21 protein-coding genes are annotated in these 24,305 nt (G+C 74.4%); 6 read left to right on the top strand and 15 right to left on the bottom strand.

The annotated features are described in order from the left end of the window. Positions 1-40 precede the first annotated feature (40 nt). Complete coding sequence (gene pknB, locus ACZ4SV_RS16345) at positions 41-2,056, top strand: Stk1 family PASTA domain-containing Ser/Thr kinase (protein WP_468004936.1); 2,016 nt, start codon at positions 41-43, stop codon at positions 2,054-2,056. A gap of 71 nt (positions 2,057-2,127) precedes the next feature. On the opposite strand, the gene ACZ4SV_RS16340 is transcribed toward pknB, so the two are convergent. From ACZ4SV_RS16340 to ACZ4SV_RS16320, 5 genes are all read right to left on the bottom strand, one after another. Beyond that, positions 2,128-2,877, bottom strand: a complete 750-nt coding sequence (locus ACZ4SV_RS16340) for a class E sortase (protein ID WP_365872845.1) — start codon at positions 2,875-2,877, stop codon at positions 2,128-2,130. A 37-nt stretch (positions 2,878-2,914) separates the two neighbouring features. Continuing rightward, the gene (locus ACZ4SV_RS16335; protein ID WP_468005340.1) at positions 2,915-3,931 is read right to left on the bottom strand and encodes a class E sortase; all 1,017 of its coding nucleotides are present in this window, start codon (positions 3,929-3,931) and stop codon (positions 2,915-2,917) included. 686 nt (positions 3,932-4,617) lie between these two features. After that, complete coding sequence (locus ACZ4SV_RS16330; RefSeq protein WP_468004934.1) at positions 4,618-5,256, bottom strand: aminodeoxychorismate/anthranilate synthase component II; 639 nt, start codon at positions 5,254-5,256, stop codon at positions 4,618-4,620. Then, positions 5,253-5,414, bottom strand: a complete 162-nt coding sequence (locus tag ACZ4SV_RS16325) for a hypothetical protein (protein ID WP_365872841.1) — start codon at positions 5,412-5,414, stop codon at positions 5,253-5,255. The genes ACZ4SV_RS16330 and ACZ4SV_RS16325 overlap by 4 nt, the downstream gene beginning before the upstream one ends. Positions 5,415-5,539: 125 nt before the next feature. Beyond that, a complete protein-coding gene (locus ACZ4SV_RS16320; RefSeq protein ID WP_365872839.1) occupies positions 5,540-6,328 on the bottom strand; it encodes a DUF881 domain-containing protein in 789 nt (262 codons plus the stop codon). A gap of 152 nt (positions 6,329-6,480) precedes the next feature. On the opposite strand from ACZ4SV_RS16320, the gene crgA reads away from it, so the two are divergent. Further along, positions 6,481-6,735 carry a cell division protein CrgA gene (gene crgA, locus ACZ4SV_RS16315; protein ID WP_365872837.1) on the top strand — a complete coding sequence of 85 codons (255 nt, stop codon included), beginning with the start codon at positions 6,481-6,483 and terminating at the stop codon, positions 6,733-6,735. Between the two features lie 272 nt (positions 6,736-7,007). Here crgA and ACZ4SV_RS16310 read toward each other — a convergent pair whose 3' ends face one another. Then, positions 7,008-7,895 (bottom strand): rhomboid family intramembrane serine protease, encoded by an 888-nt coding sequence (locus tag ACZ4SV_RS16310; protein ID WP_365872835.1) that lies wholly within the window; start codon positions 7,893-7,895, stop codon positions 7,008-7,010. A 122-nt stretch (positions 7,896-8,017) separates the two neighbouring features. Next, a complete protein-coding gene (locus ACZ4SV_RS16305; protein WP_365872833.1) occupies positions 8,018-8,548 on the bottom strand; it encodes a peptidylprolyl isomerase in 531 nt (176 codons plus the stop codon). A gap of 216 nt (positions 8,549-8,764) precedes the next feature. On the opposite strand from ACZ4SV_RS16305, the gene ACZ4SV_RS16300 reads away from it, so the two are divergent. Then, positions 8,765-9,454, top strand: a complete 690-nt coding sequence (locus ACZ4SV_RS16300; RefSeq protein WP_468004930.1) for a DUF5324 family protein — start codon at positions 8,765-8,767, stop codon at positions 9,452-9,454. Between the two features lie 90 nt (positions 9,455-9,544). Here ACZ4SV_RS16300 and ACZ4SV_RS16295 read toward each other — a convergent pair whose 3' ends face one another. From ACZ4SV_RS16295 to ACZ4SV_RS16280, 4 genes are all read right to left on the bottom strand, one after another. Further along, positions 9,545-10,771 carry an LLM class flavin-dependent oxidoreductase gene (locus ACZ4SV_RS16295; protein WP_468004928.1) on the bottom strand — a complete coding sequence of 409 codons (1,227 nt, stop codon included), beginning with the start codon at positions 10,769-10,771 and terminating at the stop codon, positions 9,545-9,547. Continuing rightward, positions 10,768-12,174 carry an NtaA/DmoA family FMN-dependent monooxygenase gene (locus ACZ4SV_RS16290; protein WP_468004926.1) on the bottom strand — a complete coding sequence of 469 codons (1,407 nt, stop codon included), beginning with the start codon at positions 12,172-12,174 and terminating at the stop codon, positions 10,768-10,770. Before ACZ4SV_RS16290 ends, ACZ4SV_RS16295 begins: the two co-directional genes overlap by 4 nt. Positions 12,175-12,376: 202 nt before the next feature. Further along, the gene (locus tag ACZ4SV_RS16285) at positions 12,377-13,621 is read right to left on the bottom strand and encodes an MFS transporter (protein ID WP_468004924.1); all 1,245 of its coding nucleotides are present in this window, start codon (positions 13,619-13,621) and stop codon (positions 12,377-12,379) included. Between the two features lie 206 nt (positions 13,622-13,827). Beyond that, positions 13,828-14,370: an SDR family oxidoreductase gene (locus ACZ4SV_RS16280; RefSeq protein WP_468004922.1), complete on the bottom strand. Its 543-nt coding sequence runs from the start codon at positions 14,368-14,370 to the stop codon at positions 13,828-13,830. Positions 14,371-14,591: 221 nt separating this feature from the next. On the opposite strand from ACZ4SV_RS16280, the gene ACZ4SV_RS16275 reads away from it, so the two are divergent. After that, positions 14,592-18,017, top strand: coding sequence for a BTAD domain-containing putative transcriptional regulator (locus ACZ4SV_RS16275; protein WP_468004920.1), 3,426 nt, complete (start codon positions 14,592-14,594; stop codon positions 18,015-18,017). A gap of 24 nt (positions 18,018-18,041) precedes the next feature. Here the strand turns inward: ACZ4SV_RS16275 and ACZ4SV_RS16270 are convergent, their stop codons facing one another. Further along, positions 18,042-18,677: a pyridoxamine 5'-phosphate oxidase family protein gene (locus ACZ4SV_RS16270; RefSeq protein ID WP_365872819.1), complete on the bottom strand. Its 636-nt coding sequence runs from the start codon at positions 18,675-18,677 to the stop codon at positions 18,042-18,044. A gap of 72 nt (positions 18,678-18,749) precedes the next feature. Further along, positions 18,750-19,133, bottom strand: a complete 384-nt coding sequence (locus tag ACZ4SV_RS16265) for an ArsR/SmtB family transcription factor (RefSeq protein ID WP_468004917.1) — start codon at positions 19,131-19,133, stop codon at positions 18,750-18,752. Between the two features lie 123 nt (positions 19,134-19,256). Here ACZ4SV_RS16265 and ACZ4SV_RS16260 point away from each other — a divergent pair, with 123 nt between their 5' ends. Together ACZ4SV_RS16260 and ACZ4SV_RS16255 are read left to right on the top strand one after the other, a co-directional pair. Then, positions 19,257-20,510 (top strand): MFS transporter, encoded by a 1,254-nt coding sequence (locus ACZ4SV_RS16260; protein ID WP_468004915.1) that lies wholly within the window; start codon positions 19,257-19,259, stop codon positions 20,508-20,510. A gap of 138 nt (positions 20,511-20,648) precedes the next feature. Further along, positions 20,649-22,106: a glycosyltransferase family 39 protein gene (locus tag ACZ4SV_RS16255; protein ID WP_468004913.1), complete on the top strand. Its 1,458-nt coding sequence runs from the start codon at positions 20,649-20,651 to the stop codon at positions 22,104-22,106. 131 nt (positions 22,107-22,237) lie between these two features. Here the strand turns inward: ACZ4SV_RS16255 and ACZ4SV_RS16250 are convergent, their stop codons facing one another. Both ACZ4SV_RS16250 and ACZ4SV_RS16245 read right to left on the bottom strand, forming a co-directional pair. Further along, positions 22,238-23,164 carry an NAD-dependent epimerase/dehydratase family protein gene (locus ACZ4SV_RS16250; protein WP_468004911.1) on the bottom strand — a complete coding sequence of 309 codons (927 nt, stop codon included), beginning with the start codon at positions 23,162-23,164 and terminating at the stop codon, positions 22,238-22,240. A 28-nt stretch (positions 23,165-23,192) separates the two neighbouring features. Then, positions 23,193-24,152 (bottom strand): ScbA/BarX family gamma-butyrolactone biosynthesis protein, encoded by a 960-nt coding sequence (locus ACZ4SV_RS16245; RefSeq protein ID WP_468004909.1) that lies wholly within the window; start codon positions 24,150-24,152, stop codon positions 23,193-23,195. Positions 24,153-24,305: the final 153 nt, after the last annotated feature.

Raw genomic sequence — 24,305 nt, 5'->3', positions numbered from 1 at the left:
GTGCGCGGCCGAGACCGACGGAGAGGGCTGGTAGGTAGCTATGGAAGAGCCGCGTCGCCTCGGCGGCCGGTACGAGCTGGGCCAGGTGCTCGGCCGCGGTGGCATGGCCGAGGTCTACCTCGCGCATGACACCCGGCTCGGCCGCACCGTGGCGGTGAAGACGCTGCGCGCGGACCTCGCACGCGATCCGTCCTTCCAGGCCCGGTTCCGCCGGGAGGCCCAGTCGGCCGCCTCGCTCAACCATCCCGCGATCGTCGCGGTCTACGACACGGGCGAGGACTACATCGACGGGGTCTCCATCCCCTACATCGTGATGGAGTACGTCGACGGGTCCACGCTCCGCGAGCTGCTGCACTCCGGGCGCAAGCTGCTGCCCGAGCGGGCGATGGAGATGACCATCGGCATCCTCCAGGGCCTGGAGTACGCGCACCGCAGCGGCATCGTGCACCGCGACATCAAGCCGGCCAACGTCATGCTGACCCGCAACGGCCAGGTCAAGGTGATGGACTTCGGCATCGCCCGCGCCATGGGCGACGCCGGCATGACCATGACCCAGACGGCCGCGGTCATCGGCACCGCCCAGTACCTCTCGCCGGAACAGGCGAAGGGCGAGCAGGTCGACGCCCGGTCGGACCTGTACTCGACCGGCTGTCTGCTGTACGAACTGCTGACGGTACGGCCGCCCTTCGTGGGCGACTCCCCGGTGGCCGTGGCCTACCAGCACGTCCGCGAGGAACCGCAGGCGCCGTCGGTCTTCGACCCGGAGATCACGCCCGAGATGGACGCGATCGTCCTGAAGGCGCTGGTCAAGGACCCCGACTACCGCTACCAGTCGGCCGACGAGATGCGCGCCGACATCGAGGCGTGCCTGGACGGCCAGCCGGTCGCGGCCACGGCCGCGCTCGGTGCGGTGGGCTACGGCGGCTACCCCGACGAGCAGGCGACGACCGCCCTGCGCTCGGACGCGGGCCCGGGAGCCACCACCATGCTCCCGCCGATGGGCCCGGACGACGGCGGCTACGGCTACGACGACCGCCCGGACCGCCGCCGCCAGCAGAAGAAGAAGTCCAGCACCTCCACGGTCCTCCTGGTGATCGCGGGTCTGCTGGTGCTGGTCGGCGCGATCCTGATCGGCAAGTGGGTGACCGCCGGCGGCGGGAACGACGACACCACCTTCCCGGCGCCGAACTTCGTGGGCTCCACCTACGCCAAGGCCCAGAAGATGGCGGAGAACTCCGACCTGAAGCTGGCCGAACCCGTCCGCAAGGCCTGCGAGGACCAGCCGAAGGGCAACGTCTGCTCGCAGGACCCCAAGGCCGGCGAGGACGTCGACAAGGGCGCGACGGTCAGCCTGGTGATCTCCACGGGCGCCCCGAAGATCACCGTGCCGGACGTGCTCGGCGCCCAGTACGAGCAGGCGGAGGCCCAGCTGAAGGACAAGGGCTTCGAGGTCGAGAAGAAGACCGAGGTGTCCGACCGCACGCCCGGCGTGGTCACCGCCCAGGACCCGTCGGGCGGCACCAGCAAGGAGAAGGGCAGCACGATCACGCTCACGGTCGCCAAGCCCGAGGAGAAGGTCGCCGTCCCGGACCTCACCGGCAAGTCCTGTGACGAGGCGAAGGCCGCGCTCCAGGCGCAGGGTCTGGTGCCGAACTGCGTCGACACCCCGGTCACCGACCCGGCCCAGGACGGCAAGGTGCAGAACACCAACCCGCCCGCCGGCCAGCCGGTCGTCAAGAACACCAGCGTGACGGTCAACGTCGGCAAGCTGCAGCAGCAGCAGACCCCGGTGCCGAGTGTCGTCGGCAAGCAGGTGAAGGAGGCCAAGAAGATCCTCCAGCAGGCCGGCTTCAACAACATCCAGTTCGCGCCCGGCAGTTCCGGCGACGACAACGCGTTCGTCAGCCAGCAGGACCCGCAGGGCGGCGGCAACGCCGACCCGAACGCCACCACGGTCACGCTGACCACGATCTCCTTCGGCGGCGGCCAGGGCCACGACAACGGCAACGGCAACAACGACAACGGCGGCAACATCTTCGGCGGCCTCGACGGCTGACGCGTCCGCCACTCACGCGTGGGCCCTGCCGGGACGTCCCGGCAGGGCCCACGCGTCGTACCGGCCCGGGGTCAGCGCAGTTCCGCCGGCGGGGTGCGGTGGCTGTCGACCTTCTCCACGCGGACCAGCTCGCCCCAGACCACGTACCGGTCGCGGGAGGTGTAGACGGGGGTGCAGGTCGTCAGGGTGATGTAGTGGCCGGGCTTGGTCCTGCCCGACTCCTTCGGGACCGCGGAGAGGACCTTGACGTTGTACTTCGAGGTCTCGGGCAGGATCGAGAAGACCTTGTAGACGTACCAGTCGTCGCGGGTCTCGAAGACGATCGGGTCGCCCTCGTCCAGCTTGTCGATGTTGTGGAACTTCGCGCCGTGGCCGTCGCGGTGGGCGGCGAGGGCGAAGTTGCCGTCCTTGCCGGTCGTGGGCAGCGTGGCCTTGACCGGATCGGTGTAGTAACCGGCGACGCCGTCGTCGAGGACGTCCGTGCCCGTGCCCTTCTCGACCAGCACCTCGCCGTTGCGCATCGCCGGCACGTGCAGGAACCCGATGCCGTCCCTGGTGTCGAGCGCGCCGGGACCGGAGTCCTTCTGCCGTGCCCAGTGCTCCCGCACCTTGTCGGCCTGCCGGTCCGCCTTGCGGTCCGCTATCACGTTCGTCCACCACAGCGAGTAGACGACGAACAGACCGAGCACCAGGCCCGCCGTGATGAGGAGTTCCCCGAAGACGCTGACCGCCAGCGCGATCCGGCCGGGGCGGCGGCGCGGGGCCGGGCCGGGTCCGGACGCGTCCGTGGTGTCTTCGGTCTCGTCGGCGGTCGCTGCCACAGTTTCTGCCCTTACTCGCTGAGCCGTATTCGATGCCCTACTCGATGAGCGCGTCCGGTTTGCCCTCGCTGCGGGGGCGTTCCTGGACCATCTTGCCCCAGACGATCAGCCGGTACTTGCTGGTGAACTCGGGGGTGCAGGTGGTGAGGGTGATGTAGCGGCCGGGCCCGGTGAAGCCGGAGCCCGGCGGCACGGGGTCCAGGACGCTGACGTTGGACGGCGGGGTCACCGGGAGCGTCGAGGTCACCTTGTACACGAAGTAGGTGTCCTGCGTCTCGACCACCACGGGGTCGCCGGGCACCAGCCGGTTGATGTACCGGAAGGGCTCGCCGTGCGTGTTGCGGTGCGCCGCGAGGCCGAAGTTGCCGGTGCGGTCCTGGGGCATGGCCGTCTTCAGCGGGGCCTGGCCGTAGTGGCCGACCATGCCTTTGTCGAGCACCCGCTTGTTGCTGACGCCCTCCGCGATCGGCGCCACCACGTCCAGTTTCGGGATGTGCAGGATGGCGAAGCCCTGGCCCGGCTCGAAGACGCCCGGGTTGCGCTTGCCGCTGGCCCAGTCGTCCTGGAGCTGGTGCGTCTCGTCGCCGGCCTGCGCGTGGGCGCGGACGTTGGTCCACCACAGCTGGTAGGTGACGAAGAGCAGCATCAGCACGCCGGTGGTGATGAACACCTCGCCGACGGCGCGGCTCGCGAGGGTGGCCGGGCTCGGCTTGCGCAGCCGCGCCTGCCGCCGGGCCTCCACCCGGGTCAGGGGCCGGTGCGGGTCCGGCTCCGCCGGGGCCGGGGCCGTCCGGTGCGCGCCACCGCCGTGCCGGCCGCCGCCGCGGTGCTTGGCGGCCTTTCTGCGGGCCGCACGGCCGCCCGGGGCGACCGGAGCGTCCGAGGCGGCGGAAGAGGCCGCAGCGGGACGCCCAGCGGCCCCCGCGGGTCCTACGGCCCGCAACGCCATCGTCTCGTCATCGCGGGCGCCCACCGGCACAGCACCGCTCCCGCGGGGCAGCGGCACGCTCCGACCGTCCCCCGCCGACCGCCCCGACGACGTCATCCGAGGCATGGGCGCGGTCGGCGGATCATCGGCCACGCGGGCCACCGGGGCGCTCCCGGCCTCACCGTGCCTCGGCGTCGACCGGTTCGCCCCGGCCACCCGGGGCATGGGGGCAGTCGGCGGATCATCCGTCACCCGGGCCACCGGCACGGACGGGCCTTGCCCGGCCGCACCCGGCCTCGGCGCACCCCCGGCCTGCCCAGCCACGCCGGGCAGCGGCGCACCCCCGGCCCCACCGGACACACCATGCCTCGGCCCGGACCGGTTCGCCCCGGCCACCCGGGGCATGGGCGCGGTCGGCGGATCATCCGTCACCCGGGCCACCGGCACAGACGGGCCTTGACCGGCCGCACCCGGTCTCGGCGCACCCCCGGCCTGCCCAGCCACGCCGGGCAGCGGCGCACCCCCAGGCTCGCCCGACACACCGTGCCTCGGCGCCGAGCGGTTCGCCCCGGCCACCCGGGGCATGGGCGCAGTCGGCGGATCGTCCGTCATCCGGGGGGCCGGCGCGTCCCGTCCCGCCGCGCCGGGCGTGCCGTGCCCCGGTGCCGGTCGGATCGGGGCGGGCAGGCGGGGCATCGGGGCTGTCGGTGGGTCGTCCGCCGGGTGGGGGGCCGAGGTCGGTCGCGCGCCGCCGGGGGACTCGTACGGTCTGTCGCCGTCGTACAAGTCCTCGCGCTCGGGGCGCAGCGCGGTCACGCCGTGGCCCTGCCCACCACCGGGGCGAGCCCCGCCGACCTCGCCACGGCGTCGTGGTCGCCGCACTCCGCCAGCCAGTTGGCCAGCATCCGGTGGCCGTGCTCGGTCAGCACCGACTCCGGGTGGAACTGCACGCCCTCGACCGGGAGTTCCCGGTGCCGCAGGCCCATGATGATGCCGTCGTGGGTGCGGGCGGTCACCTCCAGCTCGGCCGGGACCGTGGCCGGTTCGGCGGCCAGGGAGTGGTAGCGGGTCGCCGTGAAGGGGGAGGGCAGGCCGGCGAAGACGCCCTTGCCCCCGTGCTCGACCGGGGAGGTCTTGCCGTGCAGCAGCTCGGGCGCCCGGTCGACCACACCGCCGTACGCCACCTGCATCGACTGCATGCCGAGGCACACGCCGAAGACCGGGACGCCGGTGGCCGCGCAGTGCCGGACCATGTCCACGCACACGCCCGCCTGCTCCGGTGTGCCGGGGCCGGGCGAGAGCAGCACGCCGTCGAAGCCGTCCTGGGCGTGTCCGGTCGCCACCTCGTCGTTGCGCAGCACCTCGCACTCGGCGCCGAGCTGGTACAGGTACTGGACGAGGTTGAAGACGAAGCTGTCGTAGTTGTCGACGACGAGAATCCGCGCACTCACTGGTTGTCCACCGTCACATCGTTGAAGGGCAGCAGCGGCTCGGCCCACGGGAAGACGTACTGGAACAGGACGTAGACCACGGCCAGGACCAGTGCCAGCGAGACGAGCGCCTTCATCCACGCGTTGCCCGGCAGATGCCGCCAGATCCAGCCGTACATGCCGTCCCTTGCCGTCCCTTCCGTGTCCCCTACGGCACCCGACCCACGCCGTACCTCACCAGACTAACGGCGCGGGGCCTGCCGCAGGCGTGCATCGGCGGGGCAGCCCCCGGCGCAGACGTGTTCTACTCCACGGGCCTGGCGTAGTGCAGGTCGACGGTGCCCGAGTAGCCGGGCAGGGTGACCGTCCCGTCGTCGGTGACCTTCCAGCCCAGGCCGTAGACGTTGACGTACACCATGTAGGTCTGGATCGCCTTGCTGTCCGCGAGGGACTGCTTGAGCCGGTCCGGGTCGCCGACCGCCGTGATCTTGTACGGCGGTGAGTAGACGCGGCCCTGGAGGATCAGGGTGTTGCCGACGCAGCGCACGGCGCTGGTGGAGATCAGCCGCTGGTCCATGACCTTGATGCCCTTGGCCCCGCCCTGCCACAGCGCGTTCACCACGGCCTGGAGGTCCTGCTGGTGGATGACCAGGTAGTCGGGCTGCGGCTCGGGGTAGCCGGGCAGCTTGGCGGTGGCGCCCGGCGGCGCGTCGTTCAGCGTGACGGTGACGGCCCGGCCGGTCAGCCGGTCGGTGCCCGCGCTCTTCTCCAGCCCGCTGCGCGCGCGGTCCTCGGCCTCGGTGCTGCCGTCGTCGCTCTCGGCCAGCGACTCCACGCTGTCGCGCAGGGTGGCGTTGGACTCGTCCAGCTCCTTGTTCTTGCGGCTGCGCTGCTGGATCAGGTCGGACAGCTTCAGCAGGGAGCTGTCCTGACGGATGTCGGTGCCCCGGGCCGTGTTGAAGCTGGTGAAGAAGATGAGCCCGGCGAGCGCGAAGACGGCCGCCGTGAGCACCCGCACCGGCCGCATGCGCGGTCTGCGGGCGGGAGCGGGGCCCGTTGCTCCCGTCCCGGGGGAGTCGGCAGAATTGCTCAACGTACCCTTATCTCCTTCGGCGCCACGGAAGCACTACGCTAACGGACGCCCGGGGGAGCACACGAAGTCGTCATGCCGGCCCTTTGTACGCTGCCCCGAGCCCGACCCAGCTACCTGCGCGGCCACGCAGCGCATCGACAGGAGAGACCCTCGTGCCGAAGTCACGTATCCGCAAGAAGGCCGACTTCACGCCGCCCCCGGCGAGGCAGGCGCAGGCCATCAAGCTGACCAACCGGGCCTGGGTCGCGCCGGTCATGCTGGCCATGTTCCTGATCGGCCTGGCCTGGATCGTCGTCTTCTACGTGACGGACGGTTCGCTGCCCGTCGACAGCCTGGACAACTGGAACATCGTGGTCGGCTTCGGCTTCATCGCCGCCGGGTTCGGTGTCTCCACGCAGTGGAAGTAGCAGGGCGGCCCACAGCTCTGCCCAAGACCCTCCGCCGAGTTATCCACAGCGGTTTTCCACAGTGGGGAAAAAGAACGACGATCTGTGGATAACTCATCGGGTGTTGACGCCGGTGTGACTGGCCCACCACACCTCAGACACCCGTTCGCCCCCTGCCTGAGCTGCGGAAACTCATTCGAGCGGCAGGGGGCACAGCTGTGTCCGCACCGTATGCACAAGATTCGCCACACGCTGTGGACAACGGTTCGGGAACTGTGTGTTCCCCCACTCGGTCAGGTGAGCTGAGCGGTTCTGACCAGCGCGAGGGCCAGCGCCAGGATGAGGACGACCGCGCAGGTGCCGTACTGCACCAGCGACCGGTTCTCCCGGGGCGCGTGCACCATCGCGTACCCCGTGACGACACCCGCGACCAGTCCGCCGATGTGCGCCTGCCAGGCGATGTGCATGGACGGGTTGAACGTGAAGATCAGGTTGACCACCAGCAGCGCGAGGACCGGCCGCAGGTCGTAGTTGAGCCGGCGCATCAGCACGGCGGTGGCGCCGAACAGGCCGTAGATCGCGCCCGAGGCGCCGAGCGAGGCGGTGTCCGGGGCCGTGAGCAGATAGGTCAGCGCGCCGCCGGCCAGCCCGGAGACGAAGTACACCGCCAGATAGCGGGCCCGGCCGAGGGCGGCCTCCAGCGGGCCGCCCACCCACCACAGGCTGAGCATGTTGAAGCCCAGGTGCCAGTACTCCTCGTGGGAGAACATCGAGGACACGAAGCGGTACCACTCGCCCGCGGCGACTCCCGAGGTGGGCGCGAACGGCTTCGACGGCAGGGCGCCGTAGAGCACGAAGTCGTACCCGAGCGAGGGGCGGGCCTTGATCGCGACGAACACCGCGAGGTTGACCGCGATCAGCAGCTTGGTGAGCAGCCGGGGATCGGCCGTGACCGTGCCGCCGGCGAGTGTGCGCGGCCGGGACGCCTGGGGCGGGGGTGTCTCGCCGGTGCCGCCGCGGGCGCAGTCCGGGCACTGGAAGCCGACGGAGGCGCTGACCATGCACTCGGGGCAGATGGGCCGTTCGCAGCGGGTGCAGCGCACGCCGGTCTCACGGTCCGGATGCCGGTAGCACCCGGGCACGCTGCGGGCGTCCCGCGCGCTCCCTGCGGCCTGCTCCATCAGATCCCCTTGGTCGTCTCGTCCGGTCGTCGTCCCGGTGCCCGGCGGCACCGTCCTGCTCCGCTCATCCTTACGGACGAGCGGTGTGTTTGGTTCCCTCCGGGGCCCTCGGTGCGGGCGGCTCAGCCCGCGCGCGACTCGACGAGCACCGTCTCGATCACGACGTCGACGAGCGGCCGGTCGTCGCGTCCCGTCGGCACGCTCGCGATGGCGTCGACGACCTTCCGCCCGGCCGGGCCGGTGACCTCGCCGAAGATGGTGCGCTTGCCGTTCAGCCAGGTGCTCGGGGTGACGGTGATGAAGAACTGGGAGCCGTTGGTGCCCGGGCCGGCGCTGGCCATCGCCATCAGGTACGGGGTGTCGAAGGCCAGGTCGGGGTGGCACTCGTCCTCGAAGCCGTAGCCGGGGCCGCCCAGGCCGTTGCCCAGCGGATCACCGCCCTGGATCATGAACCCGCCGATGACGGAGTGGAAGACCGTGCCGTCGTAGAGCCGGTCCCTGCTGCGCACCCCGGTGCGCGGATGGGTCCACTCGCGTTCGCCGCGGGCCAGTTCGACGAAGTTCCGGACCGTGACGGGCGCGTGCAGCGGGAAGAGCCGCACCTCGATGTCGCCGAGGGTGGTCTTCAGGGTGGCATACAGCTGGTCGGCCACGGTCCGCCTTCCTTCGTCGTCAGCCGCGGTACCCCAGATCCTTCCACGCTCCCGGGCCCGCGTCGCCGGTCCGTCGCCGCACCGGTCCGCCGCCACGCCGGGCGGGTGTCCGGCACCCGTATGCCCGTCCGCGCGTGCTACACCGGCGACCGGCAGGCATGATCCGTAAAAGGGTGGAAAGTCGAATTACCGTACGCCACCGAGGAGGAGGAACCCGTGACCCGCATCGAGAGCGTGCGCGCCGCGACCGGCTCGGCGAAGGACAGCGTGCTGCACGCCGCGGAAGTGGTGGCGCCCTACGCCGACACGGCCAAGGAGCGTGCCGCGTACTACGCGCAGGAGGCACGCGTACGGCTGGCGCCCGTGGTGTCGCAGGCCGCGGGGCAGGCCCGCGTGCAGTACGACGCCCGGCTCGCCCCGCGTCTGGAGCAGGCACTCGCGCACGTCCCGCCGAAGGTGGACCTGGCCGCGCAGGAAGCCGCCGTCCGTACCCGCAAGGCGGCCGCCCAGGCCGCCGCCTACTCCCGTCCCAAGATCGAACAGGCGCGGGCCGCGGCCGGTCCGGTCCGTGACGAGGCCGCCGCGCGCAGCGCCGCCGCCCTGGCCGCACTGCGCGGCCAGGTCTCGGCGCGGGACATCCAGAAGCTGGTCCGGCGGGCCGAGCGGCGCTCCCGCACCGGCCGCACCGTGAAGACGGCCGCGGTGCTGGCCGTCCTCGCGGGCGGTGCCTTCGCGGCCTGGAAGTGGTGGGACAAGCAGGCCAACCCCGACTGGCTGGTCGAACCGCCCGCGGCCACGGAGGTGCCGGACTCGCCCCGGCTCACCTCGGTCGACGGCACCGGTCTGGACCCCGAGGTGCAGGCCAAGCAGTCGGAGGAGGACGAGGCCGGCGACGACCAGCCGTGAGCCCGGCTCCCGTCCCCGTCCGGGCAGGCACTTTCGCGCGTACCCGCACACCGGTCCCACGGTGTGCGGGTACGCGCGCATGCCCCCGGATCACCCCTTCGGGTGGCCGCCCGTCCGCGCGTAGCGGCTCGCGGGGCGCGGCAGGCGCAGATGGCCGCGCAGCGTCGTCGCGTCGTACGCCGTACGGAACGCCCCGCGCCGCCGGAGTGCGGGCACCAGGGCGCGAGTGATCCCCACCAGGTCGTGCGGGAGGACGCCGGGCCGCAGCCGGAAGCCGTCGAGCCCGGCCTCCCGCCAGTCCAGCAGCAGGTCGGCGAGTGCGTCGGCGGTGCCGGTGAACACCTCGGCGTCGGAGGCGAGTTCCGCGCCGTCCAGCTCGTCCAGGCGGGCCTTGCGGCGCGCGGCGGCGCCCGGCTCGCCGTCCAGGAAGACGAGCAGGTCCGCGAAGCGCAGCAGCGGCCGGGCCCGCGTGTCCCGGCCCACGCGGCCGGCGGCCGCGTCCACCTCGGCGAGGATCGCCGCGGCCCCCGCGCGGTCGTGCGGCGTCACCCACACGACGTCGGCGGAGCGCGCCGCGAACTCGTACGGCACGGTGGCGTGCGCCAGGCTCATCACCGGCGGCAGGCCCTGCGGCGGGCGCGGGACGACGGCCGGGCCCCGGACGCCGAAGTACTCGCCCCGGAAGTCGACGGGGTGCACCTTGTCCCGGTCGAGGAAGCGGCCGGTGGCGGCGTCCCTGATCTCCGCGTCGTCCTCCCAGCTGTCCCACAGCCGCCGGGCCGCCTCCACCGCGTCGGCGGCCTCGTCGAACAGCGCGCTCAGCCGCCGGCCGATCCGCTCCGGGTCGCGGGCGTCGTCGTCGCTGAGCAGCGGTGTCGTACGGCGGCCGAAGTGGGCCGCGTCGGCGGCCCGCGCGGCGACCTGCGGGCGCCAGCCGGCCCGGCCGGTGCTCGCGTGGTCCAGGGTGGCGATGCCGGCGGAGACGTGGAACGGCTCGGTGTGGGTGACGTTCGCGGTCGGGACCAGGCCGATGTGCGTGGTCAGCGGCGCCACCCGGGCCGCGAGCAGGACCGCGTCCAGGCTCCCGCGGACCTGGTCGGTGCGGTCGTCGGGCCGGTGGAAGGCGGCCGACCGCATGCCGAGCGCGTCCTCGAAGGTGACGAAGTCGAGCAGGCCGCGTTCGGCCTCGGTGACCAGGTCCGTCCAGTAGCCGGCGCCGAACAGCTCCGCGGGCCGGGCGTCCGCGGCGCGCCAGGCCGCCGGGTGCCAGCCGGCGGCGTCCAGGGCGACGGCGAGGTGCAGCGGGCGCGCGGTCACGAGACCTCCTGCCCGGCGGCGGAGGCCGCCGGCTGTCCGGCGGTGGCCTCGGGGGCCTGACGCGGGGCGGGACCGAGGCCCAGGTGGTCGCGCAGGGACGGGCCCGTGTAGTCCCGCCGGAAGACACCCTTCTCCTGGAGCAGCGGCACCACCCGGTCCACGAAGTCGTCCAGGCCGCCGGGCGTGAGCTGTGGGACGAGGACGAAGCCGTCGGCGCCGCCGCTCTGCACGAAGTGGTCGACCGCGTCGGCGACGGTGTGCGGGGCGCCGACGAAGGTCTGCCCGCCGGACACCTCGATGACCAGCTCGCGGATGCTCAGGCCGCGCTCCTCGGCGAGGGACCGCCAGCGCCGGGCGGTCTCGGCGCGGTCCCGGCGGAACAGCGAGTGGCCCCGGAGCAGTTGCGCGCCGGGCTCCGGATCGATGTCGGGCAGCGGCCCGTCGGGGTCGTAGCCGGACAGGTCGCGGCCCCAGACCGCCTCCAGGTGCGCGAGCGCGGTCCGCGGGCCGACCTGGGCGCGGGTGATCTCCTCGGCGTACGCGGCGGCCTCCGCGTCGCTGTCGGCCACCACCACGGTGGCCGTCGGCAGGATCTTCAACTGGTCCGGGGTACGGCCGTACCGGGCCAGGCGGCCCTTGACGTCCTGGTAGAAGGCGCGGGCCTGGTCGAACCGGTCGTACTTGCTGAAGACCACGTCGGCCTCGGCGGCGGCGAACTCGCGGCCCGGACCGGACTCGCCCGCCTGGATGATCACCGGGTGCCCCTGCGGCGGGCGCGGCGTGGTGAACCGGCCGGAGATGCCGAAGTGCGTCCCGTGGTGCGCGAAGCGGCCGGCGCCGGGCCGGACGAACGCGCCGGCCGCCGGGTCCGCGCGCAGGTCCTCCTCGGCCCAGCTGTCCCACAGCTCGCGCGCGGTGGCCAGGAACTCCGCCGCGCGCCCGTACCGGTCGGCCTCGGCGAGGAAGCCGCCCCGCCGGAAGTTCTCCCCGGTGAAGGCGTCGAAGCTGGTCACCACGTTCCAGGCGGCGCGTCCGCCGCTGAGGTGGTCGAGCGTGGCCAGCCGGCGCGCCACCTCGTAGGGCTCGTTGAAGGTGGCGTTGACGGTGGCGGCGAGGCCGAGCCGGGTGGTGACCGCGGCCAGGGCGCTCAGCTGGGTGAGGTTCTCCGGCCGGCCCGCCACGTCCAGGTCGTACAGCTCCCCTTTGTGCTCGCGCAGCCGCAGTCCCTCGGCCAGGAAGAAGAAGTCGAACCGGCCGCGTTCGGCGGTCCGCGCGAGGTGCCGGAAGGAGTCGAAGGCGATCTGGCTGCGCGAGCGCGGGTCCGACCAGACGGTCACGTTGTGGATGCCGGGAAGCTGGGCCGCGAGGTGCACCTGTCTGCGGGTGGTGCCGGGCCCGCTCATGAGGCGGCCGGGGAGACGGGGCGCTGCGGGAACGCGGCGGGCGCGGGCGGCGGGATCTCGGACACGGGGGGACCTCCAGGCGGGGTCTTGGTGGGAATAGTGGAAATAGGGGGTGGGACAGGGCGACGGGTGCGGTCCGTGGGTGGGGGCGGGGCCGGGTGGGGCGCGTTTCCGTGCTCCGTCCGGGTCGCGGCGGCCGGGGTCACGCCGGGGGCCGTTCGGCGGGGAAGCCGTGGCGCCGGGCGAGCGCGACGACGGCGATCACCGGCAGCATGAGCAGCAGCACGCTCCACGGCAGCGAGTCGCTGCCGCTCAGGCCGAGCAGCACACCGCCGAGGACTCCGCCGCCCGCCATGGCGACGTTCCACAGCGTCACCAGCATGGCCTGGGCCGCGTCGGCCGCCTCGCCGCCCGCGTCACCGGCCGCGGTCTGCAGCAGGGTCGGCACTCCGCCCCAGCCCAGGCCCCACAGCACGGCGGCGACGTAGACCAGCGCGGTGTGGTCCGCGAGCACGGCCAGCACCGCGGCGGCCACCGCGACCAGCACGGAGCCGGCGAGGGTGAGCGCGCGCAGCCGCTGGTGGATCCGGGCGCCGACGATCCAGATGCTCACCAGGCAGGCGGCGCCGAAGACCAGCAGCACCAGGTCGGTCTGCCCGCCGAGGCCGAGGTCGTCGAGGAACGTGGCGATGTAGGCGTAGACGAGGGTGTGGGCCAGGACGAAGACCAGCGTCACGAACAGCACCGGGACCACGCCCGGGACCCGCAGGGCGCGCAGCATCCTCGGCCGCTCGCCGCCCTCCTGGCCCGGGAAGTCCGGTACGGCCACGGCGATCCACGCCAGCAGCACGACCGTCAGTGCGGTCATCGCGAGGAACGCCACGCGCCAGTCGGTCACCTGGCCGAGGAAGGTGCCGGCGGGCACGCCGAGCGAGAGCGCGACCGGGATGCCCGCCATCGCGACGGCGATCGCCCGGCCCTGGAGGTGCGGCGGGGCGAGCCGGCGCGCGTACCCGGCGAGCAGCGCCCAGGCCAGGCCCGCCGCGACGCCGGCGACGAAGCGCGCCGCCATGGTCAGCCCGTAGAGCGAGGACACGGCGGTGACGGTGTTGGCCACGGCGAAGCCGGCCATGGCGGTCAGCAGCAGCCGCTTGCGGCGCCAGCGGGCGGTCGCCGCCGTCAGCGGGATCGCGGTCAGCGCGGTGCCGAGCGCGTAGACCGTGACCGTCTGCCCGGTCGCGGACTCGCTCCGGCCGAGGTCGTGGCTGATCGCCGGGAGCAGGCCCGCGGGCAGCGTCTCGGTGAGGCTGGTGATGAAGACGGCAGTGGCGAGGGCCAGCAGGGCGGACATGGGCAGCGTCCGCGGCTGTTCGCCGGCCCGCCGGGAACTCGGCCCGGCGCCGGTGCGCGCGGACGCACCGGCCTCGGTGTCGGGTGTGGTGCTCATGGCTGTGCTCCAGGAGTTCGGACGTCGGGGATCGGGGCGGGGCGCCACCGGTGTTCGGGGCCGGGGGCAGCCGTGGAGTTCGGTGCGCCGCCGTGGTGTTCGGCGGGCGGTGTCCGGTGCGCCGCCGTGGAGTTCGGTGCGCCGCCGAGGTGTCGGTGGGCGGTGTCCGGTGTGCCGCCGTGGTCGGGCGTTGCCCGGATGCGTGGTCAGGGCCGGCCGAGGCCTCCGTCGACCGGGAACCGGACCCCGGTGGTGAACGTGGCGTCGGTGGCCAGGAAGAGCGCGGCCCGGGCCACCTCCTCGGCGGCGCCGAGGCGGCCCAGGGGCGGCAGGGGCCCGCCCGCGCCGCCCGGCGCCTCGATACAGCCCGGCGCCACGGCGTTCACGCGGATGCCGCGGCGGACCAGCTCGGCGGCGAGCGCCTGCACGGCGGCGGACGAGCAGACCGGGGTCATCAGGACGACCGCGCCGCCGTCTCGCAGGTGCGGCAGCAGCGGCCGGGCGGTGGCCACGACATCGGCGAACAGCAGGTCGGCCAGGCCGCCGGGGCCCAGGCAGGTGGTCACGTCGGCGGGCGCGACGACCCGGGCGGCGGAGCCCAGATCCCCGCCCAGGCGGTGGCGCTCCGCCTCGGTGCGGGCGGTCAGCACGACCCGGGCGCCGCCCTCCACCAGGCGCTTGGCCACGGCCAGCCCGATGGCGGTGGCCTCTTCGACGACTACGGCCGTCCGGCCCGCGTACCTGGTCATCCCGCTGCCTCCTCCGCCGCACCCTGCTTCGACCGCCGGTGCACACGACCCTGCGCCGTGGCACTTCGGGAAACCTTCGGAACGGCTGAGGGTCGGCTGACGGGCGGCTGACGAGCGGCTGACGAGCGGTCGGCCGTCGGCTCAGGGGCCGCTGCGAGCGGCCTGTGCACGGCTCACGAGCGGCGGCGGGCGGCACGATGCCCTGACGTACAGTGACGCGCATGCGGTTTGGGGTGCTCGGCCCACTGGCGGTGTGGGACGACGAGGGGGCGGCCGTCAGGGTTCCGGAGGCGAAGGTCCGGGCGCTGCTCGCCGACCTGCTGGCGCACGACGGCGGACCGGTCTCCGCGGACCGCCTCATCCACGACCTGTGGGGCGACCGCCCGCCCGGCCGGCCCACGGGCGCGCTCCAGGCGAAGGTCTCGCAACTGCGCCGGGTGCTGGGCCGGGACCGCGTACCGCGCCAGCCGGCCGGTTACCGGCTGCGGCTGGACGACACCGACGAGGTGGACGCCGTACGGTTCCGCGCGCTGGTGGAGCGGGCCCGCGCCGTCCCGGACCCGGACCGGCGGGCCGCCCTGCTCACCGAGGCGCTGGGACTGTGGCGCGGACCGGCCTACGCCGACTTCGCCGACCACGCCTTCGTCCGCGGGGTGGCACAGCGCCTCGCCGAGCAGCGGCTGTCCGTGCTGGAGGAGCAGGCCGAGGCCCGCCTCGCGGCCGGCGACCACGTCCTCCTCGCCGGGGAGCTGGCCGGCCTGGTGGCCCGGCATCCGCTGCGGGAACGGCTGCGCGCGCTCCAGATACGGGCGCTGTACGCGGCGGGCCGGCAGAGCGAGGCGCTCGCGGCCTACGACGAGCTGCGCGCGCGGCTCGTCACCGAGCTGGGCGTCGAACCGGGCCCCGAACTCGCCGCCCTGCACCAGGCGGTACTGCGCCAGGACCCCGGTCTGACACCGCTCCCGCGGACCGCGCCCGCCCTCGGCGCCCTCCCCGGGACACCCGCGCCCATGGCACCTACGACCACGGTCACGGAGACGCCCACGGAAGCACCCGTATCCGACGCCCCCGTCCTCCCCGGCCCCTCCGGCCTGCCCGCCTCCCTCACCCCGCTCATCGGCCGCCGCGAAGCCCTCGGCCGGCTCTCCGGGCTGCTGCGCGCCTCCCGCCTGGTGACGCTCACCGGTCCCGGCGGAGTGGGCAAGACCCGGCTGGCCGTGGCGGCGGCCGACGCGCTGGGCGGTACCGCCACCGCCGCCGGACTGCCCGACGGCATCTGGTTCGTGGAGTTCGCCGGGGTCGCCGACGGAGCCGTCGCCGACCTGGCCCAGGTCGTCGCCGCGTCGCTCGGCATCAGCGACCACGCGCCCGCCGCCGTACCGGTCTCCGGCGCCGGCACCGGAGACCGGTCGCCGGCGCGGCGCCTCGCGGCCGTGCTCCGCGACCGGCGCGCGCTGCTCGTCCTGGACAACTGCGAACACGTCGTCGACGCCGCCGCCGAACTCACCGCCCTGCTGCTCGGCACCGCGCCCGGCCTGCGTGTGCTGGCCACCAGCCAGGAGCCGCTCGGGCTGCCGGGCGAGGAGGTCTTCCTGGTCGAGCCGCTGCCGACCGCCGACGCGGTGCGGCTGTTCGCCCAGCGCGCCGCCGCCGCGGCGCCCGGCTTCGCCCTCGGCCCCGGCCCCGGCGCCTGCGACGACGCCGACCGGGCCGCCGTCACGGAGATCTGCCGCCGCCTGGACGGCATCCCGCTCGCCCTGGAGCTGGCGGCGACCCGGGTCCGCGCGCTGGGCGTGCGCGAGCTGGCGGCCCGGCTCGGCGACCGCTTCCGGCTCCTGTCCTCGGGCCGGCGCGGCGTGCCCGAGCGCCAGCAGACCCTGCGCGCGGTGATCGACTGGAGCTGGGAGCTGCTGAGCGCGCCCGAGCGCATCGTGCTGCGCCGGCTGGCCGTGTTCAGCGACGGCTGCGACCTGCGGGCGGCCGAGGCGGTGTGCGCGGGCGACGGTGTCACCGGGGCGGAGGTGCCCGACCTGGTGACCCGGCTGGTCGACCGGTCGCTGGTGGTCGTCGTACCCGGACCGGCCGGCCCGCGCTACCGGCTGCTGGAGTCCGTCGCCGCCTACGCGACCGAGCGGCTGCACGAGATGGCGGACCTCGCCGCCGTACGCGACCGGCACCTGCGCCACTGCCTCGCGCTCGCCGAACGTGCCGAGCCCGAGCTGCGCGGTCCCGGGCAGCGGTCCTGGCTCGCCCGGCTCGACGCCGAGTCCGGCAATCTGCGCGCCGCCCTGGACGAGGCCGTGCGCCGGGCCGCCGCGGGCGCACCCGGGCAGGCCGCGCGCCTGGTCGTCGCGCTGGCCTGGTGGTGGCTGCTGCGCGGCCGGTTCACCCAGGCCCGTCGCGCCCTGCGCGCGGTCCTGGACACCCTGCCGGCCGCCACTCCGGACTCCGTGCCGTCCGAACTGACGCTGCTGCACACGGCGTTCGCCCTGCTCACCGGCGACCGGGAACCGGCCGCCACCCTGCCGGACGACACCGCGCTGCCGACCGAGACCGCCCTAGCGAGCGACACCGCCGTACCGAGCCAGGCCGCCGTAGCGGGCGCGCCCGCCGTGCCCCACCCGGTGTGCCGGGCGCGGTCACTGTGGCTGTGCGCGTACGGCCTGTTCAGCACGGGCTCGACGGCCGGCAGCGAGGAACTGAACGACCGGGCGCTGGCGTTGTTCACCGCCGCCGGCGACCACTGGGGCACCGCCGCCGCGCTGGGCCTGCGGGCCACGCTCGCGCTGGTCCGGGGCGACCTCGCCGGGCTGGGACGGGACGGACGGCGCAGCGCCGCGCTCTTCCGCGAGGTGGGCGACCGCTGGGGCGAGCTGCAGACGGTCTCGCCGCTCGCGAACCTCGCGGAGATCAAGGGCGAGTACGAGGAGGCCGCGAACCGCCAGTACGCAGGGCTGCGGATGGCCCGTGAGCTGGGTCTCGCGGCGGAGGTGTCGGCCCGGCTGTCCGGTCTGGGCCGGCTCGCGCTGCTGGCCGGCGACTGGGACCGGGCGCGTGACCTGCACGAACAGGCGCGGCGCAGCGCGGCCGAGCAGGGCTACAAGTACGGCGAGATCCACTCCGGGATGGGGCTCGCGCTCGGTGCCCGCCGCTCCGGCGACCTGGACGCCGCCGAAGCGCACCTGGCGGAGCTGCGCGACGGCTACGCGGACGTGTCCTCGCAGGCCGGCGACCATCTGCTGCTGGCGGAACTGGGGTTCGTCGCGGAGCTGCGCGGCGACGCCGGGGCGGCCGCGGATCTGCATCTGCGCGGCCTGGACGTGGCCCGCGCGATCGGCGAGCCGCGCGCCCTGGCGCTGTCCCTGGAGGGTCTGGCCGGCGCGGCGGCCCAGTACGGCACCGGGCCCGCCGCCGGCTGCGCGGCCCTGCTGCTCGGCGCGGCCGACGCGGCGCGTCGCAGCGTGGACGCGCCGCTGCCGCCGGCCGAGCGCGCCGACGTGGACCGGATCACGCACGCGGCCCGCGCCGTCCTGGGCGAACGGGCCTTCGGCGAGGCGTTCGAGCAGGGGGCGCGGCTGGCACCGGAGGAGGCGCTGCGCGAGGCCGCGCCGGTGCTGGACGGCCTCGCACGCGCCGCCCGCGACTGAACGGACCGCCCGCTTCAAGCCGTATCAGCCCGGGATGTCCAGTTCGGCGAGCCGGGCCCGCAACTGCTCGTTCTCCCGCTCCAGGGCGTCCAGGCGGGCGCGGACCGGAGCGAGCGCCGACTCCAGTTCCCGCTCGGTGTAGCGCGGGGTGATGTGCTGGCGGCAGTTCCAGTTGAGGCCCTCGACCTGGACGACCATCAGGCGCTCCACCTGCCCGTCGGTGCGCCGGCGGCCGAGGCGCTCGGTGAGCGCGGGGTCCTCGTCGAGCGGGACGGTGCGGGCCCGGCCGAACATCTTCAGCCGGGCCTGCCGGGCGTAGTCCATGAAGAACAGTGCCACCCGCTCCGAGGCCCGCACGTTGCCGGTGGTGACGTACTGCCGGTTGCCGCGCACCTCCGCCCAGGCCAGCCGCCGTTCGTCCAGGACGTGCACGAAGCCGGGCGGGCCGCCGCGGTACTGGACGTAGGGCCAGCCGGTCTCGCTCGCGGTGGCGAGGTAGAACCCGTCGCGCGTGGTGAGGAACGCGGCCTCGTCGGGGCCGAGTTCGTCCGGCCGGGCGTCGTCCTGGGCGAGGGCCCGTAACCCGAGCTGGGCGCTGCCCTCCTCCTCCTGGACCCGGCGCACGCTGTCCGTGTAGACCAGGTGTGCGTACCGTCCCATCCGGTCTCCTCCTTCTCCGCGGCCGCCGGTTCCGGGCGGCTCCGCGGTCCCTGATCCGGTTTCTTGCCCTGGCTAGTCCCCGACCTCGCTCCGGGCCCGGCCGTCGTCGCCCCCGCCCTCGCCCCGGTCCCGGGGAACGGCCGGTGCGGCGCCCAGGACCGCGGTGAGCAGGCCGGGGAAACGCCGGTCCAGCTCCTCGGCGCGGATGCGGCTCACCCGGGTGTTGCCCCGCAGCCGGGTCTCGACCAGGCCGCTCTCGCGCAGGGTGCGCAGGTGGTGGGAGACGGTGGAGCGCTTGACCGGCAGGTCCAGTCCGCCGCAGGGCGCCTCGCCGAGGTCGCCGAGCAGCCGTACGATCCGCAGCCGCACCGGGTCCGCGAGGGCCTGCAGCACGGTGCCGATCTCCACCGTGCCGAGGTCCGGCTGCGGCAGCCGGGTCTCCTCCGTCGTGCGCATCCCGCCTCCAGGCCGTGCCCGCGGGCACCTATGTCGATGTGGCTCGACAGCTACGATACACATCGAACAACTACTACGATGCCCATCGACATAGCCGACGCCCATCGAATGGCAGGTGCCTCCATGCCCCTCACCCACGCGCCGGACGGGCGGACCTGGCGGACCCACGCCGGTGTGCTCGCGCTCGGCACCTTCGCCGTCGGGACCGACGCCTTCGTCATCGCCGGCCTGCTGCCCGAGATCAGCGGCTCCCTCGGCGTCTCCCTCGGCGCGGCAGGCCAGTTGGTGAGCGTCTTCTCCCTGGCCTACGCGCTGCTCTCGCCGGTGCTCGCCGCGCTCACCTCCCGCTGGTCACGGCGTACGGTGCTGATCACGGCGCTCGCCGTGTTCGCGGCGGGCAACGTGGTGACCGCCCTCGCCCCGGCCTACCCGCTGGTGCTGGCGGCCCGGGTGATCGCCGCGGCGGGCGCCGCGCTGTTCACCCCCAACGCGGGCGCGACCGCGGCCACGCTGGCCGGTCCCGAGCGGCGCGGCCGGGCCATCGCGATCGTCACCGTGGGCCTGACCGGGTCGCTCGCCCTGGGCGCCCCGCTCGGCACCGCCCTCGGCGACGCGCTGGGCTGGCGGGCCGCCCTGTGGTTCGTCACCGCGCTGGCCCTGCTGGTGGCCCCGGTCATCGCCGTACGGCTGCCCGACGTCCCCGCCGCCGGACCCGCCCCGCTGCGCCGGCGCCTCGCCCCGCTCACCGACCGCCGGACGGCCGGCGTGCTGGCCGGCACCCTGATCGCGTTCACCGGCATCTACCTGCCCTACACCTACATCAGCGCCCTCTTCGCGCCCGCCACCGGCGGGGACGGCGGCAAAGTGGCCGTCCTGCTGCTGGTGTTCGGCCTGGCCGGCACCGCCGGCAACCTCACCGCCGGCCGGCTGGCCGACCGCAGGGGACCGGCCACGGTCGTCATCGGGGCGACACTGCTGCTCACCGCCGTCTACGCGCTCATGGCCCTCGGCCGCTCCTCCTACCCGGCGGCCGCCGCGCTGACCGCGGTGGGCGGCGTCGCCTCCTGGTCGGTGACCGCGCCCCAGCAGCAGCGCGTCATGGCGCTGGCCGGACCCGGCGGCGCGCCGCTGGCGGTCTCCCTCAACGCGGCCGTCATGTATCTGGCCATTTCCCTGTCCAGCGTCCTGGGCGCCGGCATCCTCGGCACCGCGGGCGCCGTCTGGATCGCCTGGGCGGGCGCCGCCTTCGTCCTCGCCGCGGCGGCCGTCACCGCCGTCACCGCCCGCACGGAGCGCACCGGACCCGCGCCACAGCCCCGGAAGAGCGCGGCACCCGTGCCGGATCGGCCACCGGCCGCTCGGCGCGAGACCTCCTGAGAGGCCCGGACGGCATACGGTGGGCGCTCGGCGAGCCGGTCCCGGCCGGTCCGCCCTCCTCAACTGCCGCCACGAAGGCCCTTCTTGATGCCCACAGCCCGTCCGTCAGACCCGACGTCCACCACCGGAACGCCGCCCATGGCCCCCGGCTCCGCGCCCCCGCGCCGCCCCGTCCCCCTCTGGCTGCTCCCGGTGCTGTGGACCGTCGCGCTCGGTCTGTGGGGGCTGTCGCGGGAGGACAGCCTGTGGCGGGACGAGGCCGCGACCTGGCAGGCCGCCCAGCGCTCCCCGGCCGGCCTGCGCCTTCTGCTGGAGCACGTCGACGTCGTCCACGGCTGCTACTACCTGCTGATGCACGGGCTGTTCACCTGCTTCGGCGCCGGCACCACGACCCTGCGGCTGCCCTCGGTGCTGGCCATGGCGGTGGCAGCGGCCTGTGTCACCACCGTCGGCCACCGGCTGGGCGGCGCCCGGACGGGCCTGGCGGCCGGAATGGCGTTAGGACTCCTCCCGGCCGTGCAGTTCCACCTCCAGGAAGGCCGCCCCTACGCGCTGGTCGCGGCCGGCGCCGGCCTCTCCACCCTGCTCCTCGTCACCGCGCTCCAGGGGCCCGTCCGCACCCGGACCTGGGTCGCGTACGGCGGCACGGTCGCGCTGACGGGTTGGCTCAACTGGCTGTCGCTGCTGCTCCTCGCGGCCCACCTGACGACCTTGCTGTGGGTACGGCCCGGACGCGGGACCGGGTGGCGCTGGGCACTGGCGTCCGCCGCCGCCACGGCCGGTGTGCTGCCGCTGATCCTCGTCAGCCGGGACCAGTCCGGGCAGGTGGCGTGGATACCGCCCCTGTCCTGGCACCTGCTGATCGGCCCCGCGGTCCTGCTGGCGATCGGCGGCGCCTGCGCCCTGCTGGAGCGCCCCCGGGACCCCCGGCTGTCCGTCGCGGCCGTCGCCTTGCCGCTGCTGGCGGTGCCTCAGACCTGTCTGATCGCCGTCTCCCTGGTCGAACCCCTGTTCCTGGACCGCTACGTCCTCTTCGGCATGCTCGGGCTGGCGCTGCTGATCGGCACCGCCGTCGACGCGGCGGTCCGGGCGGCCGTCCCCCGGTTCCCCGGGGCCGCGAAGTGGCTCCTGCCCGCCGTCGTCGTCACGGCGGTGCTGGCCCTGCTGCCCGAGTCGCTGGCCATGCGGTCACCGGCGAGCAGGGTGGACGACGTCCTGGCCGTCGCTGCGGACGTACGGCGGATGAAGCCGGACGGCAGCGCCGTGCTGTTCCTCCCGTCGGACCGCCGGGACACCGCCGTCGTCACCCCGGACGCCTTCACCGGTCTGCGCGACATCGCCCTGGTCCGCGGCCCCGAGGAGTACGGGAACTTCCGGGGCGTGGAGGCGCGCGCGGCCGACCTCCGCACCGCGATGCTGGCCGAGCGCCGCATCGTCCTGGTGACGGACGCGGCCGGGGCGGCGAGAGCGGCGGTCACGGAACAGGACAGGACGAAGATGTCCGTGCTGCGCGGCCACTTCACGCCGGTGGCGGACCGGCAGGTCCGCGGCCGCCGGGTGACGCTGTACGAGCGGACCGCACCGCCCTCACCCTGAGCGCACCCCGGCCGCACGTGACCGGCGCTCTCCTGGGCAAGGCCGGTCCGGAGGACCGGGCCCGTGCCGAGGACCGCGCCCGTGCCGAGGACCGCGCCCGTGCCGACGACCGGCGCAGGCCCCGCAGCCCCTCAGGCGGCGACCAGCGTCCGGCGGTACCACCGCGCCGACTCCGCGAACCCGGTCTCGAAGTCCGCGGCGGGGGACAGCCGCAGGTCACGCCAGAGCGGCCCGCCGTCGAACCAGTGGTCGGTCCGCAGCATGTCGAGCGCGTGCGCCAGCCGGGCGTCCCCCGCCAGCCGCGCCCGGGCCTCGGCCACGGTCAGCTCCCCGCGCGGCCAGGGCAGCCCGGCGCACGCGGCGACCGCGCGCAGCAGCGTCGCCGCGCCGACCGGCACCGGATGGGCCGCGTGGTACGTCCGGGCCGTCAGAGCGGGCTCGGGCGCGAGACCGGTCCCGACCACGAGGCGGGCCAGGTCCGGCGCGGAGACCAGCGAGACACGGGCGGTCCAGCCCTCCACCGTGCCGGGCAGCGCGCGCAGCAGCCGGACGATGCCGGGGACCACCCACCTGTCCCCGGGACCGTGGACCAGATGGGGCCGCAGCACGATCCCGCCGGCTTCGAGCACGGCGTCCTCGGCCCTGGCCCGGCTCACCGACGTCGGCGAACTCGGGTTCCTGACCAGTTGTCCGGGCGCGGCACCCCGGAAGGTGCCCCGGCCGTAGACGGACGCGGTGCTCACGTACACGATGCGGGGCACGCCGCAGCGGCGGGCCTCGGCGACCAGGTTCCTCGTGCCGCGGGCGTTGACGGCCTCGTTGCCGCCGGGCTCCGCGCCGATGTACGACGCGCAGTGCAGCACGACGTCCACGCCCTCGCACACGCCGCGCAGCGACGCGGGGTCGGTGAGATCGGCCGGCAGGAGGCGCTGCCCGGACCCGGCGGTGACCGGACGGCTGTGGGACAGCAGGGTGAGGGCCGCGCCCTGCCGCGCGGCCTCGTGGACCACGTGGCCGCCGACGAAACCCGCGGCCCCGGTGATCAGAACGGTACGCACGTGGGACTCTCCGTGGGACGCGTCGGCATCAGGCGGCCGGGCGGCGCAGGGACAGGGTCCCGGCGAAGACCCGCGCCCCCTCCTGCGTGGCGGTCACCCGGACCCGGAGGTCCCCGGTCGTGCCGGATTCGTCGACACGGGCCTCGATCCAGCACGGGGCGTCGAGTTCGGCGTACCGCGTGAACTCGGTCTCCAGGCCGAGGAGCAGGGCCCGGGGCTGTCCCGTCGCGGCCCGGGCGGCCTGCCGGGCGGCCTCGATCAGCACCATGCCGGGGACGTGGTCCACCGGGTGGTCGAAGAAGCCCGCGTGCCCGGTGTCGACCCGCAGCTCCCACCGGTTCTCGCCGGGTTCGGCGCGGGCGGCGAGCAGCACGTGCTCCGGGTCGGTCCGGCCCACCTCGGCCGGGTCGGCCGGTGCCGGCAGGGCCCGGCCGGTGGCGGTGGGCCGCTCGCCGCGCAGCCGCCGGTAGGCGGCCGGGCTGGTGCAGCTGAAGCCGGCGCTGCCGGTGGCGACGGTCACTCCGTCACGCCGGACGTGCACCTCGTAGCGCATGCCGGCGATGGTCCTGCCCCTGCGGACGAGGTCCCGGCAGACCGTGTGCAGTTCGACCTCGGTCGGGGCGGAGCCGATCCGGAACGCCGCCGCGGAGGCGGTGAAGGACATGTCCCGCATCAGGAACTGGTGCCCGAACGGGACCGCGTACTCGGCGTGGGCCAGCAGGCTTCCGGTCTGCCGGATCGACTCGACCATCAGCAGCGGGTCCTGGTGGCCGTCCACCGGTGCGAAGAGGGCGTGGCTGCGCGGCCACTGGGCCCGCACCACGAAGGAGTCGGACGAAGCGTCCGGGACGGACTCGTCGGGCACCCACCCGGTGAGGAACACCTCCGCCACGGAGGCGCGGTGGACGTACTCGCGCGGAACCGTGGTGGTGAGAAGCGGGCCCGTGGTCGAAGCACGGTCGATCACGGTCGTCTGAGCCGTGGTCACGATGCGGCACTCCTGCTCTGTTCATGGACAGGGGCCAGCCAGACGTGCGCCCCTCCCCCCCGTCCCCCCACGGAAGGCGCACCCCTTGAACATACAGACAGGTCGGCTTGATTCCAAAGTAAAAGATGCATAAAAAGCGGTTCCCCGACCGGT

This window comes from Streptomyces sp. NPDC027672 (assembly GCF_055566335.1).
This window is presented reverse-complemented; position numbering and strand designations above follow the sequence as displayed.

Coding starts and splice junctions, on each gene's coding strand:
- ACZ4SV_RS16285 (WP_468004924.1), bottom strand. CDS start 13,621: ATGAGCACCACACCCGACACCGAGGCCGGTGCGTCCGCGCGCACCGGC.
- ACZ4SV_RS16310 (WP_365872835.1), bottom strand. CDS start 7,895: ATGGAGCAGGCCGCAGGGAGCGCGCGGGACGCCCGCAGCGTGCCCGGG.
- ACZ4SV_RS16290 (WP_468004926.1), bottom strand. CDS start 12,174: ATGAGCGGGCCCGGCACCACCCGCAGACAGGTGCACCTCGCGGCCCAG.
- pknB (WP_468004936.1), top strand. CDS start 41: ATGGAAGAGCCGCGTCGCCTCGGCGGCCGGTACGAGCTGGGCCAGGTG.
- ACZ4SV_RS16280 (WP_468004922.1), bottom strand. CDS start 14,370: ATGACCAGGTACGCGGGCCGGACGGCCGTAGTCGTCGAAGAGGCCACC.
- ACZ4SV_RS16275 (WP_468004920.1), top strand. CDS start 14,592: ATGCGGTTTGGGGTGCTCGGCCCACTGGCGGTGTGGGACGACGAGGGG.
- ACZ4SV_RS16260 (WP_468004915.1), top strand. CDS start 19,257: ATGCCCCTCACCCACGCGCCGGACGGGCGGACCTGGCGGACCCACGCC.
- ACZ4SV_RS16325 (WP_365872841.1), bottom strand. CDS start 5,414: ATGTACGGCTGGATCTGGCGGCATCTGCCGGGCAACGCGTGGATGAAG.
- ACZ4SV_RS16335 (WP_468005340.1), bottom strand. CDS start 3,931: ATGCCTCGGATGACGTCGTCGGGGCGGTCGGCGGGGGACGGTCGGAGC.
- ACZ4SV_RS16255 (WP_468004913.1), top strand. CDS start 20,649: ATGGCCCCCGGCTCCGCGCCCCCGCGCCGCCCCGTCCCCCTCTGGCTG.
- ACZ4SV_RS16265 (WP_468004917.1), bottom strand. CDS start 19,133: ATGCGCACGACGGAGGAGACCCGGCTGCCGCAGCCGGACCTCGGCACG.
- ACZ4SV_RS16270 (WP_365872819.1), bottom strand. CDS start 18,677: ATGGGACGGTACGCACACCTGGTCTACACGGACAGCGTGCGCCGGGTC.